General features: G+C 38.9%; 12 protein-coding genes. 4 read left to right on the top strand and 8 right to left on the bottom strand.

The genetic code is table 11. The features are described from left to right. Positions 1 to 16 precede the first annotated feature (16 nt). Positions 17 to 1,657: a CTP synthase gene (locus RBH95_RS05460; RefSeq protein WP_307901687.1), complete on the bottom strand. Its 1,641-nt coding sequence runs from the start codon at positions 1,655 to 1,657 to the stop codon at positions 17 to 19. A gap of 228 nt (positions 1,658 to 1,885) precedes the next feature. Here RBH95_RS05460 and RBH95_RS05455 point away from each other — a divergent pair, with 228 nt between their 5' ends. Together RBH95_RS05455 and RBH95_RS05450 are read left to right on the top strand one after the other, a co-directional pair. Further along, positions 1,886 to 2,779, top strand: coding sequence for a J domain-containing protein (locus RBH95_RS05455; protein WP_307901686.1), 894 nt, complete (start codon positions 1,886 to 1,888; stop codon positions 2,777 to 2,779). Between the two features lie 2 nt (positions 2,780 to 2,781). Beyond that, complete coding sequence (locus RBH95_RS05450) at positions 2,782 to 3,078, top strand: chaperone modulator CbpM (RefSeq protein WP_307901685.1); 297 nt, start codon at positions 2,782 to 2,784, stop codon at positions 3,076 to 3,078. A gap of 6 nt (positions 3,079 to 3,084) precedes the next feature. Here the strand turns inward: RBH95_RS05450 and RBH95_RS05445 are convergent, their stop codons facing one another. The 5 genes from RBH95_RS05445 to bshC all read right to left on the bottom strand — a co-directional run bounded on the left by RBH95_RS05445 (position 3,085) and on the right by bshC (position 9,998). Beyond that, positions 3,085 to 3,315: a DUF3820 family protein gene (locus RBH95_RS05445; protein WP_307902233.1), complete on the bottom strand. Its 231-nt coding sequence runs from the start codon at positions 3,313 to 3,315 to the stop codon at positions 3,085 to 3,087. Positions 3,316 to 3,472: 157 nt separating this feature from the next. Beyond that, entirely contained in the window at positions 3,473 to 5,383 is a 1,911-nt protein-coding gene (locus RBH95_RS05440) for a LysM peptidoglycan-binding domain-containing protein (RefSeq protein ID WP_307901684.1), read from the bottom strand. A gap of 49 nt (positions 5,384 to 5,432) precedes the next feature. Next, positions 5,433 to 6,968 (bottom strand): glutamine-hydrolyzing GMP synthase, encoded by a 1,536-nt coding sequence (gene guaA / locus RBH95_RS05435; RefSeq protein ID WP_307901683.1) that lies wholly within the window; start codon positions 6,966 to 6,968, stop codon positions 5,433 to 5,435. Positions 6,969 to 7,019: 51 nt separating this feature from the next. Next, on the bottom strand, positions 7,020 to 8,390 hold the full coding sequence (locus RBH95_RS05430) for an aminotransferase class V-fold PLP-dependent enzyme (RefSeq protein WP_307901682.1): 1,371 nt from the start codon (positions 8,388 to 8,390) through the stop codon (positions 7,020 to 7,022). Between the two features lie 3 nt (positions 8,391 to 8,393). Next, the gene (bshC, locus tag RBH95_RS05425) at positions 8,394 to 9,998 is read right to left on the bottom strand and encodes a bacillithiol biosynthesis cysteine-adding enzyme BshC (RefSeq protein WP_307901681.1); all 1,605 of its coding nucleotides are present in this window, start codon (positions 9,996 to 9,998) and stop codon (positions 8,394 to 8,396) included. Between the two features lie 112 nt (positions 9,999 to 10,110). Between bshC and RBH95_RS05420 the strand changes: the two genes are divergently transcribed. After that, a complete protein-coding gene (locus RBH95_RS05420) occupies positions 10,111 to 12,609 on the top strand; it encodes a M14 family metallopeptidase (protein ID WP_307901680.1) in 2,499 nt (832 codons plus the stop codon). Positions 12,610 to 12,661: 52 nt separating this feature from the next. Here RBH95_RS05420 and rimO read toward each other — a convergent pair whose 3' ends face one another. Continuing rightward, entirely contained in the window at positions 12,662 to 13,966 is a 1,305-nt protein-coding gene (rimO, locus tag RBH95_RS05415) for a 30S ribosomal protein S12 methylthiotransferase RimO (RefSeq protein WP_307901679.1), read from the bottom strand. 120 nt (positions 13,967 to 14,086) lie between these two features. On the opposite strand from rimO, the gene RBH95_RS05410 reads away from it, so the two are divergent. Further along, positions 14,087 to 15,166 carry a serine hydrolase gene (locus tag RBH95_RS05410; RefSeq protein WP_307901678.1) on the top strand — a complete coding sequence of 360 codons (1,080 nt, stop codon included), beginning with the start codon at positions 14,087 to 14,089 and terminating at the stop codon, positions 15,164 to 15,166. On the opposite strand, the gene RBH95_RS05405 is transcribed toward RBH95_RS05410, so the two are convergent. Beyond that, positions 15,163 to 16,809 carry an amidase family protein gene (locus tag RBH95_RS05405; RefSeq protein ID WP_307901677.1) on the bottom strand — a complete coding sequence of 549 codons (1,647 nt, stop codon included), beginning with the start codon at positions 16,807 to 16,809 and terminating at the stop codon, positions 15,163 to 15,165. The two genes, RBH95_RS05410 and RBH95_RS05405, sit on opposite strands and share 4 nt — an antisense overlap. Between the last annotated feature and the right edge of the window lie 75 nt (positions 16,810 to 16,884).

Genomic DNA, 16,884 nt, shown 5'->3' with positions numbered 1-16,884 from the left:
AAACCTTGTCCACTTTTTAGTTTTGTGCCACACTGGCACCTTTTTTATTGGTTTTGAAGCTTAACGCAGCCTTAACGAAGGCCACAAACAACGGATGTGGATTGGCCACCGTACTCTTGTATTCCGGGTGATACTGAACTCCAACAAACCAGTTATTTTCAGGAATTTCAACAATTTCTACCAAGCCCGTATCAGGATTTAACCCCGTAGCTTTCATACCAGCTTCCTCAATTTGTGCTTTGAAGTCGTTGTTGAACTCATAACGATGTCTGTGACGCTCTTTAATTTGACTCTCCCCATACACCTCTTTAGCAATGCTTCCGTCCAACAACTCACAATCCCAAGCCCCTAAACGCATAGTACCACCTTTTTCGGTTACAGTTTTTTGCGATTCCATAAGGTCAATTACTGGATTTGTGGTTTCAGGATCCATTTCGGTGGAGTTCGCATCCTTCAATCCAAGCACGTTTCTAGAATATTCAATAACGGCCATTTGCATTCCCAAACAAATTCCTAAAAATGGAATGTTGTTTTCACGCACATATCTTACCGCTTCAATTTTTCCTTCAATTCCACGTTCTCCAAAGCCAGGAGCAACCAATACTGCATCTAAATGTGCTAATTTCTTAGCTGCACTTTTTGGTGTTAAATGCTCGGAGTGGATAGATTCAACCTTCACCTTCACTTCATTTTCAGCACCTGCATGGATGAAAGCTTCCAAAATAGATTTGTATGAATCTTGTAATTCTACATATTTTCCAATTAATCCAATGGTAACTTCTTCCTTCGGATTTTTATGACGGTTCAAGAATTGATTCCAACGCTCCAAGTTTGGCGTATCGCTTTGCAATCCTAATTTTTTCAAGACGACTTTGTCCAAGCCTTGTTCCAACATCAAGTTAGGAACATCATAAATAGTAGAAGCATCGATAGATTGAATCACAGCCTCTTCCCTTACGTTACAGAACAATGCCAATTTTCTTCTTAAATCTTCCGGCAATTCGTGCTCAGTACGACAAACCAAAACATCTGCCTGCACTCCACTTTCCATTAAAGTTTTCACACTGTGTTGGGTTGGTTTTGTTTTCAACTCCCCTGCTGCCGATAAATATGGCACCAAGGTAAGGTGAATCACGATTCCGTTTTGTTCACCCAAATCCCAACGCAATTGACGCACTGCTTCCACATAAGGAAGGGACTCAATATCACCAACCGTTCCTCCTATTTCGGTGATCACGATATCATAATCTCCTGAATTCCCTAAAATTTGGATTCTGTGTTTGATCTCATCTGTAATATGCGGGATAACCTGTACCGTTTTCCCAAGAAATTCACCGCGACGCTCCTTTTGGATCACGCTTTGGTAAATTCGTCCTGTAGTAACATTATTGGATTGGCTTGTAGGCACATTTAAAAAACGCTCATAATGTCCTAAATCCAAATCTGTTTCAGCCCCGTCATCTGTAACATAACACTCCCCATGCTCATAAGGGTTCAAAGTACCTGGATCCACATTAATGTAGGGATCTAATTTTTGAATGGTAGTTCTGTAACCTTGTGCCTGTAGCAATTTGGCCAGTGATGCCGCAATAATTCCTTTTCCTAGTGAAGATGTAACCCCTCCGGTTACAAAAATGTATTTTGTATCAGTTGTCATGTTGCGCTTTTAAACGCAGGCAAATTTACAAAATTTAAATAGTTATGGCACATAGTTTTTTAGTTATTTGGGGTTCTTTTAGCAAATTACCATTTGCTTTAGACTCTAGTTTGAATTTAAACAGAGTCCTTCTTGATATTTTAAAAAAAATACCCGAAATTAGTTAATCTCCATGAGGATTTATCATTGCATTGCCAAGCACTGGCTTTTTTTTAAAACTCACACCTTATGAGATTTATAGATTATTACAAGATACTTGGTGTCGACAAAAACGCTTCGGAAAGCGACATCAAAAAAGCCTATCGCAAACTGGCCCGAAAATACCATCCGGACCTTAACCCGAATGACAAGGAAGCCGAAAAGAAATTTAAGGAAATCAACGAAGCCAACGAAGTCTTGAGCCATCCTGAAAACCGAAAGAAATATGACAAATATGGCAAGGATTGGCAACATTCGGAAGCTTTTGAGGAAGCGCAACGCCAACAACAATCTCAACGAGGTCATTACCAAAGTTCATCCGGCCGATTTACCGAAGAGGATTTTTCGGATTTCTTCAGTTCCATGTTTGGTGGAGGTGGGGGCTTTAGAGGTCAAAGCCATGGCCAGCCAAAATTTAGAGGCCAAGATTACAATGCCGAATTGCAATTGGATTTGGAAGATGTCTACAAAACCCATAAACGCACTTTGACCATAAATGGGAAAAACATAAGACTAACCATCCCTGCAGGTGTTAGAAACGGTCAAATTATTAGAATTAAAGGTTATGGTGGCGAAGGTATTAATGGAGGCCCCAATGGCGATCTTCACATCAAATTTTCCATCAACAATCAAAGTAAGTTTAAACGCGATCACAATAACCTATATACCGATGTAGATCTAGATTTATATACCGCAATTTTAGGTGGCGAAATAGTTATTAATGCCTTTGACGGCAAGTTAAAACTGAAGGTTAAGCCCGAAACTCAAAATGGTACTAAGGTAAAATTAAAGGGAAAAGGATTTCCTGTTTATAAAAAATATGGGGAATTTGGTGATCTTTATGTAACCTTTCATGTAAAAACACCTACTCACCTTACCGATAAAGAAAAAGCATTGTTTGAAGAATTAGCAAAATTACGATAATCATGGAAACCGCTCATTATATTCCAATAGCAACACTTTGTACCTCTTACGACATTACAATTTCCTTTCTGGAGGAGTTAGAGGACATTGGCCTTATTTCTATAATTACTATAGAAAAACAATATTACCTAGATACGGATTCCCTAAGCTCCTTAGACAAAGTGCTCCGCATGCAAAGAGAACTCAATCTTAATATTGAAGGCATAGATATTGTATTCAATTTATTGCAAAAAGTAGACGCACTTCAAATTGAACTTAACAATTTACAAAACCGTTTACGACTCTACGAACATGATTAAATAACTTTATCTAGGATATTGTTTTTTAATATTTCGAATTAAATCCTCCAAACCGTTTACTTTTAGCTCATACACCATTTGTAACATGTCTCCCAGTTTCCCTTTAGGAAAACCTTTATTGTGGTACCATACCACATAATATTCAGGAAGGTCAATTAAGTCTCTCCCTTCGTATTTTCCAAACGGCATTTTGGTATGTGCCAATTTTATCAGAAATTCTTTGTCTAGTCCTAACATTTTGTCTTTCATTTATAATCTTCAAAGCACATTTACTGTTCCTAACTTAACACAGGAATACTAACCTCCTGATACAACAAATCCCCAAAAGCGCCATACCCGTTATGTGTACGCAACGTTTTAGGGATTATGTGAATATTGTATTTTGATTTGAAAACTATTTAGCCTCTACAATTGTCAAGTCGTCATACTTAACAATATAAACAGCTTCATTAAAGTAACCTCCAAAATATTTTTTTGTATACCTAAATTTATTCTCCAAATATTCAGTCTCCAATTCTGGAGTGGCTGCTTCGTATAAATTTTCTTTAGAAGCCAATCGTAGCAAAATATCCAAGGTCAAATCAAAACCACGGATAGCGTATTTATTTGGTTCCACACCATACAAACTTTTGTATTTAGTAATAAACCCATTAGTAGTGGGCGTTGCCAAGGTTTTGTTTGCCGAAGGATAGGTGAATTTCAAATTAGATAAGTGGTAATTAGAGATGTTCTTTCCTTCAAATACCGAACTATTTTGTGTGGTCATCAAAACAATTTGGTGTTCTTCATTGTTCAAACCATTTAACATACTGGTGACATTGGAAGCAAAAGCCTCATTTTTAGTTTCCAAAAACACAATGTTCTCTCCCGCTAAAAAAATATCCTCCAAATCGGAAATCAGTATGTAGTTACTATCCTTTCCGTCCTTATCCTTTCTTGAAAAAATTTGTCTAGCGGCAACAAATTCTGACTTCAATTGATTGCTAACAGCCGTGTTTTTGGAATCGGCAATGATTACAATATGCTTAGGCATAGAATCATTTTTCACATATCTAATGATTTCCTTTTGCATCAATTCATTAGAAGGTACCGTTTGAAATACATTGTCATACAAATTTTCAGGAGCCGTAAACGGTGAAATCACGGGAATGTGATTGCCCTTAACACTAGCGGCTACACGTTCTAAATTCTTAGGGAACAAAGGCCCGATGATGGCATCGTAAGTTGAAAAATCATTGTTTTTTAAAATATTGGATACTTCAGATAATTGGTCTCTGGTATCAAACACCTTTAGGTTTGTAGAAATCCCTAACTGCTTAGCTGAATCCAAGGCCATTTCCACTCCCACATGAAAATCCAAAGAAATGGATAATCGGGTGTCGTTTTTAATAGCGCTTTTAGCCTCTTGTACAGAATCTACGTCAATTCTATTCAATCTATAAGGCAACATCAAAGCCAAACGCTTAGTCTTTAGATTCTCGAAGTTGGTCTTAGTTAAATCGGTGTTTTCAAACTCATCACCACCAATAACCGCATTGGCCGATCCAGGTATTTTGATTACCATACCCAATTTCAAGCCACCTTCCTTCAACTCAGGATTAAGTGCTTCCAATTCTTCTTGGGTGACACCAAACTTACGGTTCAAGGCCATATAGCCTTCACTTTTCTGTACCGTGTAATAATTGTAATTTTCCTCGATAGCTTTCTCTTCGTTATCTGCTATGTTTGGAACATTCAAGACATCACCTGGTTGCAATACTTCACCCATATTTGGATTAAGAGCTTCCAATTCAGGAACTGTAATCCCAAACTTATAGGCCACACGCCATTTTCCTTCTTTAGGCTGTACCGTATACTTTTTTAGGGTATTGCTTACCTCAGCTTTAGTGACAACAGTTTTGAATTTTGGGATTTTAATTTTATCACCTTTCTTCAAATTATTGGCATACAAGTAGGTATTGTATTTTTTTATATCGTCCACCGATACATTATATTGCTTTGCAATACTGTACAAAGTTTCCTTTTTCTTGGCCCGATGGTATTGGTAGCCAGTCACCTCTTTGGTTTCGGTTACAGCTTCATCTGGACGAATTTTGGAAGTAGGGATAATAAGCACTGTCCCAACCGATAGCTTCTTTTTGGCATCTGGGTTAAGTGCATAAATGTCAAAAGGAGTTACCAAATATAATTTGGCAATCTCCTCTATCGTTTCTCCTTGTTTTACTTTATGTTGTTTAAAATTTTGAGCCTGTACAAAGCAAATGCTTGCTAGAGTAAACAGGGTAATTAAAACAAGTTTTTTCATATGGTTAAATTATTGTTTACGTTTATGGGGCAATAAATCGTTCACTATACTATTCCCATTCTATGGTTGCTGGCGGCTTAGAACTAATGTCATACACTACTCTATTAACGCCTTTTACTTTATTTATTATTTCATTTGAGGTTTTCTGTAAGAACTCGTATGGTAAATTTACCCAGTCTGCTGTCATACCATCGGTACTTTCAACCGCTCTCAGGGCCACGCATTGTTCATAAGTGCGCTCATCTCCCATTACCCCAACACTGTTGATTGGCAACAAGATGGCACCTGCTTGCCATACATCGTCATAAAGTCCCCAAGACTTCAATCCGTTAATAAATACAGCATCTACCTCTTGTAATATACGAACTTTTTCAGCCGTAATATCACCTAAAATTCTAATTCCTAAACCAGGCCCAGGGAAAGGGTGACGTCCCAAAAGAGCTGGCTCCATTCCCATAGAAGCTCCAACACGTCTTACCTCATCTTTAAACAAGGCTTTCAAAGGCTCTACCACCTTCAGCTTCATGAAATCAGGCAATCCTCCCACGTTGTGGTGACTCTTGATAGTTGCACTAGGTCCTCCTGTTGCCGAAACACTTTCGATAACGTCTGGATAGATGGTTCCTTGTGCCAACCATTTTACATCCTGAATTTGGTGGGCTTCATCATCAAACACTTCAATGAACACACGACCAATGGTTTTACGTTTTTCCTCAGGGTCGCTCTTTCCTGCCAAAGCATCCAAAAAGCGTGCCGAAGCATCTACTCCCTTAACATTAAGGCCCATGTGCTTGTACTGATCTAGTACATCCTCAAATTCGTTTTTACGAAGTAAGCCATTATTTACGAAAATACAATATAAATTTTCTCCAATTGCTTTGTTCAACAACATCGCCGCTACAGAAGAATCCACTCCTCCAGACAATCCCAAAACAACTTTGTCATTTCCTAATTGAGCTTTCAAATCCTCAACAGTTTCGTCCACAAAAGATTGTGGCGTCCAGTCTTGGTTTACCCCAGCAATGTTCACCAAAAAGTTCTGCAGTAAGCGCTTACCATCTGTAGAATGGTATACTTCTGGGTGGAACTGGATAGCATAAGTTGATTCCCCTTCAATTCTATAAGCTGCATTTTCAACATCATGCGTACTCGCCAACAACACTCCGTTTTCAGGTAAATGTTTGATGGTATCACTATGGCTCATCCACACTTGGCTTCCCTCTGAAATATTTTCGAAAAAGGATTCTCCTCCCTTAACAAATGATAGGTTTGCTCTTCCGTATTCACGGGTATTGGATGGCGCTACTTCTCCTCCTGAGAAATGTGCTAAATACTGCGCTCCATAGCAAACAGCCAATAGAGGCTTTTTACCACGGATTTGCGACAAATCTGGATGTGGTGCATCTTCGGCACGAACCGAATATGGACTACCAGAAAGAATTACCGCTTGGTACTCTTCTACCGTTGATGGAACTTTGTTGAAAGGATGGATTTCACAGTAAATATTGAGCTCTCTAACTCGTCTTGCAATTAGTTGCGTGTACTGCGAACCGAAGTCTAAAATGAGTATCTTATCGTGTTGCATGTGCAAAATTAAAATTAAATGGGAAATTATATATTGAAAATTGAAAAAATATCAATTCATTGAATCTAAAATCATTTCAATATCCTTCTCTGTGGTATCTGGATTGATAAAACAAAAACGGGACACCGTTTCAAAAGTGTCACCTTGCTTCCATTTGGTTGGTGTTACCAAAGCAAAGCCCGATTTATGGTTTCTGTAAGTCCATTCGGTATAATCTTCCGGACTCCATCCTTTTCTTCGGAACAATACACAGGACAAACTTGGCTCTCTTACCAATTCCACCTTATCATGCTCTGTGATCATTTTACCGGCAATCTGCGCCAGTTCAATGCCTCGTTCTACTGCTTCTTTATATCTATCGGTACCATGGGTTGCCAAAGAGAACCATAAAGGTAAACCACGTACACGGCGCGTTAATTGTATTTGATAATCGGTTGGGTTGAAGCCGTGTGCACCTTCGTCCTTAAAAATATCTAAGTAAGAGCCTTGTTGCGAGTGTGCATTTTTGGCCAACTCTGGATTCTTATAAATCACCGCGCCACAGTCGTATGGCGAGAACATCCATTTGTGCGGATCGATGGTAATACTATCGGCACGTTCAATGCCTTTAAATTGGTCTCTTACCGAATCGGCTACCAAAGCACCTCCTCCATAAGCAGCATCAACGTGGAACCACAAGTTTTCGGCTTCACACACCTCAGCAATGCTTTCCAAATCATCTATAATTCCTGCATTGGTAGTTCCTCCTGTAGCCACCACGGCAAACAAACATTTGCGCTCGTGCTCCGTTAAGGTTGCAATGGTCTTCTTCAAGTCTTCTCCTGTCAAACATTCTTCAGAATCCACCAACAAAATATCCACATCGGCTACTTTTGCCATCGCCTTTACAGACGAATGCGCCCCAATGGAGGTTATGATCAATCCTTTTTCTCTTTTAAAAGCATCGTCCTGTCTCCAATGTTCACGTGCAGTTACAATTGCCGATAAGTTGGCCGAAGTTCCTCCACTGGTAAACACACCAAAAGCGCCTTCTGGCAAGCCGGTTAAGGATACAATCCATTTCATGGCTTCGTTTTCACAGAAAATACCTCCGGCACCTTCCATCCAATAGGCTCCGTGAATACTAGATGCCGAGGTCACCAAGTCGAACATAATAGCTGCTCTTGTTGGAGATGCTGGCACAAAAGCCAAATTACGGGGATGATCTACTGGAACATTGGTATTAGCCAAGTGTTTTTTCCAAAGGTCGAAGGCGTATTCGCCTCCTACTCCTTTTGGGGTGATGGTCTCACCTACCAAGGCTTTTAACTCTTCTGCTTTTTTGGGTTTACCTATTTGGCGTTCAGTCGCGGAAACTCTATCGATAACGTATTTCATGACATCCAATGTCATTTCTACCAAGTCGATATCTATCTTATGCATTTGCTACTCTAAATTTAGAATTATAAACTCTTTTTTAAGGGGCTGCAAATTTACTATTAACTGATGAATTAATTGGTCTCCAAACTCTAAATAAAATTGAGAAAAATTGGTATTGCGTTCCTGCAAACTTTGATTCGGAAATAATTCGTTTTGAAGTTGCACAACACGGTCCAAATGATCACTCAATTTCCGCTTTTGCGCCTTGAGCAAACGCTTTTCCAAATATTCCAAACCTTTGATTTGTTTGCGCTCTTGAGCACCCACGGCTCCTAAAAATGTGGAATCGGTTTTTTCCGCAAGTTTATATAAGTCCTTAAACTGTTGTTCGAGGTGTTTTTTTTGAGTGCTAAAGTCGATATCAACCTCCGAAATGGATTTGGTTACTTTGGAAACCAAATCTTCTTGATTCAAAAATAAATCGGCCATGGATAGTTGCAACTTTTCCAATTTCTCCTGCTGCTTTTCGGTTGCCAATAATACCGAATTCCTTAGCAACAATATTGGAAAGGTGACTTTATGGGCTTCAAAATTAGATTTCAACTGAAACCAATAAGCCAATTCACCGCCTCCACCAATGTAACAAAGGTTTGGCAAAATCACCTCTTGATACAAAGGACGCATAATCACATTAGGACTAAAACGTTCCGGGTACTCATGTAATTCCTTAACGATTGCTTCTTTGTTCCAAGTAATCTCCGTTCCGTAAACACTATACTTTCCATCAAGTTCCACAATGCGTTCACGCAAACCTTCAGTTATGTAAAAAAGATTAATTTCCCTAGGGTTGACCTGTATTTTATAGTTTTCGGGCAATGCATTGATTTGGGCATTGGTCTCCGAGACATTTTTAAAAGACGATTGCTGCAACAATTCATCCTCCATATAAGGTACAAACAGTTGCTTTAAATTATGGTCGCTACCATCTACAATCACCAAACCATACTCCCCTAAAAATTCATTAACTAAAAATCTAGTGGCATCTGTTAAGTTTGCATGTTCTAAATATGCCTTTTTGAAAAGTTCCTTTAAACGCTTGGCATTGTTACTGGTATTCAATTGAGAAGCAAACACTTCTTTCACCGCATCCAAACCTTCCAAATCCAACTCGCCAACTGCACCTGATGAGACTCTGCTCCACTTTATTTTCTTTCCGTTGAAATTGAAATAATTGATCTCTTCAAAATCATGGTCTTCCGTTGCCATCCAATATACTGGCACAAAATTGTATTCGGGATACGCTTCCTTTAACTCACTACAAAGATTGATGGCAGAGACGATTTTATAGAAAAAATACAAAGGCCCAGTAAACAGATTCAGCTGGTGACCTGTAGTTATTGTGAAGGTATTTTCATCTTCTAAAGCTTGAATATTCTGTTGTGTACTTTCAGAAAGTCCCAAAGACTGACATTGCTGTTCCAATGCTTCTACTAAAACCTTTCGGTTTGCCAAAGAAACTTGAGGTTGCTTTTCCTCTATCTGTTGTTTAAAGGCTTCCACTGTTGGAAACCTGTGGTAAAAAGGCTTTAGATTTTGATTTTCTTCTAGATAATCACAGATAAGTTGTGAGAAGTAGTTGGTGTCTTTAAACGGAATACAGTCTGTTGGCATAGTCACTATTCAATTCTGACGTAAATATACAGCGCAAAACTGTTTTATGTCCTAAATTTTAGTTAATTCATATTCAATTTATATCATTATTTTTATCACCTAAACCAGCACTATGCAAAAAATATTTGTTTTTATAGTTACTGTATTCTGTTGTTCAATTTTCTCTTTTGGACAGGAATTACAATCTCCCGACAGCTTTTTAGGATATGAATTGGGTTCCCATTTTTCCAGACACCACCAAGTAGTTGATTACTTTAAATATGTAAGCCAGCAACTGCCCGGACAAGTAAAATTGCAACATTATGGGGATACTTATGAGCGACGCCCATTGTATGTTGCTTATATTTCTTCGGAAGAAAACCTGAGAAATCTTGAAACGATTCGCCAGAACAACCTTAAAAATGCAGGTGTTTTGGATGGCAGCACAACTTCCAATGAAGTAGCTATCGTGTGGCTTAGCTACAATGTTCATGGCAACGAAGCATCTAGTACCGAAGCCGCTATGAAAACCCTCTACACCTTATTGACCGAAAAACAGGAATGGCTTAAAAGTACCATGGTAATTATAGATCCTTGTATCAATCCTGACGGAAGAGATCGTTATGTGAATTGGTATAATGAAACCTCCAGTGCTCCTTACGACACCGACCAACAAGCTAGCGAACATTTAGAACCATGGCCTGGCGGAAGACCTAATCACTATTTGTTTGATTTGAATAGGGATTGGGCTTGGGCTACACAAATTGAAAGTCAGTCGCGATTAAAAATCTACAACAAATGGCTTCCACATATTCATGTGGATTTCCATGAACAAGGGATCAATAACCCTTATTATTTTGCTCCAGCAGCAGAACCATTCCATGAAATCATCACCGATTGGCAAAAAGACTTTCAAACACAAATAGGAAAAAACCACGCCAAATATTTTGATTCCAACGGTTGGCTGTATTTTACAAGAGAACGTTTTGATTTGCTATACCCAAGTTATGGTGACACTTATCCAACATTTATGGGAGCCATTGGTATGACCTACGAGCAGGCCGGTCACGGCCGTGGCGGCTTGGGGATTATGAATGATGAAGGTACCGAATTAACTCTTAAGGATCGTATTGCCCACCATACCACTACAGGTCTATCTACGGTAGAAGTTGCCAGCAAAAATGCGGCTAAGCTAAACTCCGAATTCAAAAAATTCTTCGAGAACAGTGATGTGGATTATCAGAGTTATGTTTTAAGTGGAGAACCTGATAAAATTGAAAGCTTAAAACACTTATTAGACCAACATGGCATTAGCTATTATAATGGTTCTAAAACTAAGGTGAACGGCTATCTATACAACAAAGGAGACAAAGGTTCGATGGACATCACCTCCTCCGATTTGGTTATAAGCACCAACCAACCAAAAGGTAAAATGGTACAAGTACTATTTGAACCCAATGTAAGTTTGAGTGATTCCTTGACTTACGACATCACTGCTTGGAGCGCTCCATTTGCCTTTGGATTGGATGCTGTGGCCAGTACCAAATTGATTCCGGCAAAAGCTGAAGCTGCAACCTCTAGCCCAACTCCAAAAATAGACACTAAAGCCACGGCCTATATGGCCAAATGGAACCATATTACCGATGCCAAATTCCTGGTAGATTTAATGAAGCAAAAAATAAAGGTACGCTTTACCGAAAAACCCATTACCACCAGTGTCCCTGAGCAAACATTTGATCGTGGTTCTTTGATTATCATAAGAGGTGACAATCAATCTGTGGAAGACTTTGATTCCAAAGTGATGGCTTCCGCGAAAAAATTCAACAAGAATCCAATTGCGGTGATGAGTGGATTCTCCAAATCGGGGCCAGATTTTGGATCACCAGATGTGAAATTGGTCAACACGCCTAAAGTTGCCCTACTTTCTGGAAAATCCACTTCCTCATTGAGCTATGGTGAATTATGGCACTTCTTTGAGCAACAACTGCAATTTCCCGTAACTTCCTTAAACGCTGAATACTTTAAAATGTACGATTTGAAAAAGTACAACGTATTGATTGTACCCGATGGCAACTATGCCAAGGTATTGGACAATGGTGCTTTAAAAAATCTGCAAGCATGGATTCAAAAGGGAGGCAAACTGATAGCTATTGATGGCGCCCTAAAAAGCTTTGCTGATAAAAAAGGATTCAGCTTAAAAGCCCATGAAGTTAAGGATTCCATTTCTATTGACAAGAAACTGATTTCCTATGCCGACCGTGAACGTGAAGGCATTAAAAAACTTATTACAGGAGCTGTTTTTAAAACAAAAGTGGACGACACCCATCCATTGGCTTTTGGATATTCAAACATCTATTACACCTTGAAATTGGGCAACGATTCCTATGAATTATTGGAGGATGGCTACAATGTGGTGCATATTGGAGAAAACCCAAAAAGCGTTTCTGGCTTTACAGGAACCGATGCTCTTGAAACCTTAGAAAACTCTTTGGTATTTGGAGAGGAACGCATCGGTAAAGGTAGTATCGTCTATATGACAGATAATGTCATGTTCCGAAGTTTTTGGGAAAATGGAAAACTATTCCTAGTCAATGCTGTCTTCTTTGTCAATAACAACCTATTTACCCTATAAAAAAGAAAAGCAGCACATTGTGCTGCTTTTATTATGCTGTTACTTGAGGGCTTTATTTTACCACTTCCGCATATAAATCGAAGTCTTCTGCTTCTATTACTTTTACAGTCACATATTCTCCAGTTTTCAAGTAAGTTGATGTGGCATCAATCAAAACTTCATTATCCACATCTGGGGAATCGAACTCGGTTCTCCCTACAAAATAGTTACCTTCCTTACGGTCGATGACCACTTTAAACTCTTGACCGATTTTTTCTTGGTTCAACTCCCAAGAAATTTGCGATTGGATTTCCATAATTTCATTGGCACGTTCCTGCTTTACATTTTCAGGCACATCGTCTTCCAAATTATAGGCATGTGTATTTTCCTCATGCGAATAGGTAAAACATCCCAAACGCTCAAAACGCATTTCTTGAACCCATTCTTTTAGTGTTTGGAAATCCTCTTCGGTTTCACCTGGATATCCTACAATTAATGTGGTTCTAATCGTCATATTTGGAACTGCCTTTCTAAACTCTTCAATTAGTTTGGTCGTTTTGGCTTTAGTAGTTCCTCTACGCATACTTTTCAAAATGGAATCAGAAATGTGCTGTAACGGAATATCCAAATAATTACACACTTTCGGCTCTCGGTTCATCACGTCCAACACATCCATTGGGAATCCAGTTGGGAAGGCATAATGCAAACGAATCCACTCGATACCTTCTATTTTCACCAAGGCCTCCAATAATTCGGCAAGATTACGCTTCTTATACAAATCCAAACCGTAATAGGTCAAATCCTGAGCAATCAAGATCAACTCCTTCACGCCATTGGCCGCCAACTTTTCTGCTTCAATTACCAACTCCTCTATAGGTGTACTTTTGTGTTTTCCACGCATCAAAGGGATAGCACAAAAACTACATGGACGGTCGCAACCTTCAGCAATCTTCAAATACGCATAGTTTTTAGGAGTTGTTGTTAAACGCTCCCCTATCAACTCATGTCTATAATCTGCTCCCAATGCCTTTAACAGCCCAGGAAGCTCTGTAGTTCCAAAATATTGATCTACGTTAGGAATTTCCTTTTCTAAATCCGGTTTATAACGCTCACTCAAACAACCTGTCACAAATACCTTATCTACATCACCTGCCTCCTTTTTCTGCATGAATTCCAAAATGGTGTTCACACTCTCTTCCTTAGCATTATTGATAAAACCACAGGTATTGATCACCACAATATTTCCTTCCTCTTCATGAACAACGTCCTTGCCACTAGCTTTTAACTGCCCCATCAACACCTCACTGTCGTAAACATTCTTACTACAGCCAAGGGTTACTACATTGATTTTGTTCTTTTTAATTGATTTTGTTCTCATATCAAAAATTCAGGCTGCAAAGATACGTAATGCTTAACGATTTACCGTATGACATTAACAATATTAGAATGACTATGGAAAGCTTTCGTATCTTTAGAACACTAAAAATATCCCAAGACCATGAAACCTACTCATTTTACTGTACTCGTTTTACTAATTTTCGCACTATCCGGATGCTCAAAAGATGACCAAACTGATAACTCCCCCATAACTTCCGAAATCTATTTTCCTCCCTTGAATTCAAATGATTGGGAAACCGTTTCACCTACGGAATTAGATTGGAATGAGAGTGAACTCCAACCATTATTGGACTATTTGGAGGCGAAGAACACCAAAAGTTTTATGATTCTTTATGACGGTAAAATTGTCGTTGAAGACTATTTTAATGGGCATTCTTCCACTTCCCTATGGTATTGGGCAAGCGCAGGAAAAACATTAACATCAACAGTTGCCGGGATTGCGCAAGATGAAGGCCTCATCAACATTCAATCCAAGGTTTCTGATTATTTGGGAGAAGGCTGGACATCTGCCCCATTGGAAAAGGAAAATTTAATCACCTGTAAAAACCTATTGTCGATGGATTCTGGATTGGACGACAGCTTAGGCGATGATGTTTCCTCTGAAAATTTGCAATATCTATCCGATGCCGGCACTCGATGGGCCTACCATAATGTATATGTTAAAATGCAAGATGTAATTGCTGAAGCTAGCGACTTAACTTGGGACAGCTACTTTGAAACGAAATTGGCTTCTAAAATAGGTATGACTACAAACAGTACTTGGACCAATCTAGGGGACCTTAGTGTATATTTTAGCAATACAAGAAGTATGGCTCGCTTTGGTCTGCTAATTTATGCCAACGGTAAATGGGACAATACCACCATTATCTCTGATGAATTTTTAGATCAAGCAACCAACACCTCACAAAGTATCAATGAAGCTTATGGCTATTTATGGTGGTTAAATGGACAATCTTCTTTTCATTTACCACAAACCCAATATGAATTCAATGGTTCTATAATCCCAAATGCACCATCTGACATGTTTGCGGCATTGGGTAAAAACGATCAGAAAATTTACATCTCGCCCAATGAAAAATTGGTCGTGATCAGGATGGGAGAAGCTGCCGACGGAGAAAACTTTGCCCTCTCCAATTTCGACAACGAGCTTTGGGAATACATCAATGCATTCATCAATTAATTATAATCTTTAGGCATTTCTCTTTGTTTCGTGGCCTGTTCATAGGCCATGGCCCATTGTAATAATTGTATTTCGCTAAAAGGTTTTGAGATAAAAGTTAGCCCTTTGGGTTCTCCTTTATCTGCAGTGTAACCCATGGGCACCGTAATCGCAGGGTATTCGGCAACCGCGGCAAATCCTGCATGGAAATTATTAATAGACAAAACGGCATCTAGTTGATACTTTTGCATTGGAGTGTCCAAAAACAATTTTCCATTTGTTTTAAGGGTCGATTTGATGTTTTCCAAGTCCTTCTCAGTCCCGTTGTCAGCTACAATGCCTTCAAACAGCTTTTGTCCATAAGGCATTCTATTGATGGAATCTTCCCTATTAAACACAATAACATCTTCTACCGAGGTTACCTTAACATTATTATCTGCGTAATGTTTCAAATACGTTGGTAAATCCTTTTTCATATCAAGGTTGAGCAACCTTATAAAATATGGGAGTTGTATTTCCTGTGCTTCAATTTCTACAATTTCAGCTCCAAGATGCTCCAAATCCTGTAAGGCTTTGGAGTATAAAGGGTCTTCTTTTAGACTTGCGAAACATCCAAACTTTTTCCCCTGTAAATCGATAGGTTCAAAATTATCTAAATCAAAAGTCTCTTTTAAAATACCATCAGTTGCTTTGAAGTCGTCCATATCTTTTCCTAACATGGCATGAAATAAAATAGCATTATCTATAACATTCTTGGTCATAGGGCCCGGCGTATCTAAAGTTGACGAAATAGGTACAATTCCACTTCTGCCCAACAAACCAATCGTTGGCTTCAACCCTACATTAGAATTTTGACTTGAAGGCGACAAAATAGATCCGGAGGTTTCACTGCCAACTGCTGCCACACAAAAATTGGCAGCCACTGCCACCCCACTACCAGAACTGGAACCACCGGTATCCAGAACTTTTCTTCCATAAGGGTTTAAGGTTTGACCTCCAATGGCACTATACCCACTCGGGCAATCGCCGCAAAAGAAATAGGCCCATTCGCTTAAATTGGTCTTTCCTAATATCAATGCTCCATTGGCCTTTAATTTCTTTACAATAAAAGCATCTTCTGTGAAATTGTCTTTTAAAGCAACAGCCCCCGCTGTGGTAGGCATACCGGAGGCATCAATGTTATCCTTCAATAAAATAGGCATTCCAAAAATGGGATGCTTCAGGCCATTTGTTTTTATAAGTTCATCACACTTTCGTGCTTCTTCTATCACTTTTGGGTTTAAGGCAATGACAGAATTTAAAGAGTTCGGATTGGCTCTGTCATATTTTCTAATGCGATAAAGGTAAAATTTGGTCAGTAATTCATAGGACAATTTTCCCTCTTGCACATATTTCTGTAAGCTTGGAATATCCTGCTCCAAAACAAGCGGCTTCAAATTATTATAATCGGTTTCTGAAAAGGAAACCAATTCAGCATTGAAAGGTTCCCATAACTGTTCGACATCCATATATTTTGAATCCAAAACCTTGAACTCGGTGAATTGTTTGGTAGAGATATCACTGATATCTGTAGAATCAGATTTTGATTGTATAGGACTTTGGGAATTATGCTGTTTACAGGAAGAAAACAGTAGCAACAATAGAGTGAAAGCTAAGAATCTCATGGTTAGTATTTTTACTAAAAATACTAAAAAAATAAAGCTCACCGATTAAGGTAAGCTTATTGTATCATTTATATG

The organism is Mangrovimonas sp. YM274 (assembly GCF_030908385.1).
Taxonomy (GTDB): domain Bacteria; phylum Bacteroidota; class Bacteroidia; order Flavobacteriales; family Flavobacteriaceae; genus Mangrovimonas_A.
Note: the sequence above shows the minus strand (reverse complement) of the source record. Positions and strands in the feature narration are given on the sequence as shown.

Coding starts and splice junctions, on each gene's coding strand:
- rimO (WP_307901679.1), bottom strand. CDS start 13,966: ATGAGAACAAAATCAATTAAAAAGAACAAAATCAATGTAGTAACCCTT.
- RBH95_RS05440 (WP_307901684.1), bottom strand. CDS start 5,383: ATGAAAAAACTTGTTTTAATTACCCTGTTTACTCTAGCAAGCATTTGC.
- RBH95_RS05420 (WP_307901680.1), top strand. CDS start 10,111: ATGCAAAAAATATTTGTTTTTATAGTTACTGTATTCTGTTGTTCAATT.
- RBH95_RS05445 (WP_307902233.1), bottom strand. CDS start 3,315: ATGTTAGGACTAGACAAAGAATTTCTGATAAAATTGGCACATACCAAA.
- RBH95_RS05450 (WP_307901685.1), top strand. CDS start 2,782: ATGGAAACCGCTCATTATATTCCAATAGCAACACTTTGTACCTCTTAC.
- RBH95_RS05430 (WP_307901682.1), bottom strand. CDS start 8,390: ATGCATAAGATAGATATCGACTTGGTAGAAATGACATTGGATGTCATG.
- RBH95_RS05410 (WP_307901678.1), top strand. CDS start 14,087: ATGAAACCTACTCATTTTACTGTACTCGTTTTACTAATTTTCGCACTA.
- RBH95_RS05460 (WP_307901687.1), bottom strand. CDS start 1,657: ATGACAACTGATACAAAATACATTTTTGTAACCGGAGGGGTTACATCT.
- bshC (WP_307901681.1), bottom strand. CDS start 9,998: ATGCCAACAGACTGTATTCCGTTTAAAGACACCAACTACTTCTCACAA.
- RBH95_RS05455 (WP_307901686.1), top strand. CDS start 1,886: ATGAGATTTATAGATTATTACAAGATACTTGGTGTCGACAAAAACGCT.
- guaA (WP_307901683.1), bottom strand. CDS start 6,968: ATGCAACACGATAAGATACTCATTTTAGACTTCGGTTCGCAGTACACG.
- RBH95_RS05405 (WP_307901677.1), bottom strand. CDS start 16,809: ATGAGATTCTTAGCTTTCACTCTATTGTTGCTACTGTTTTCTTCCTGT.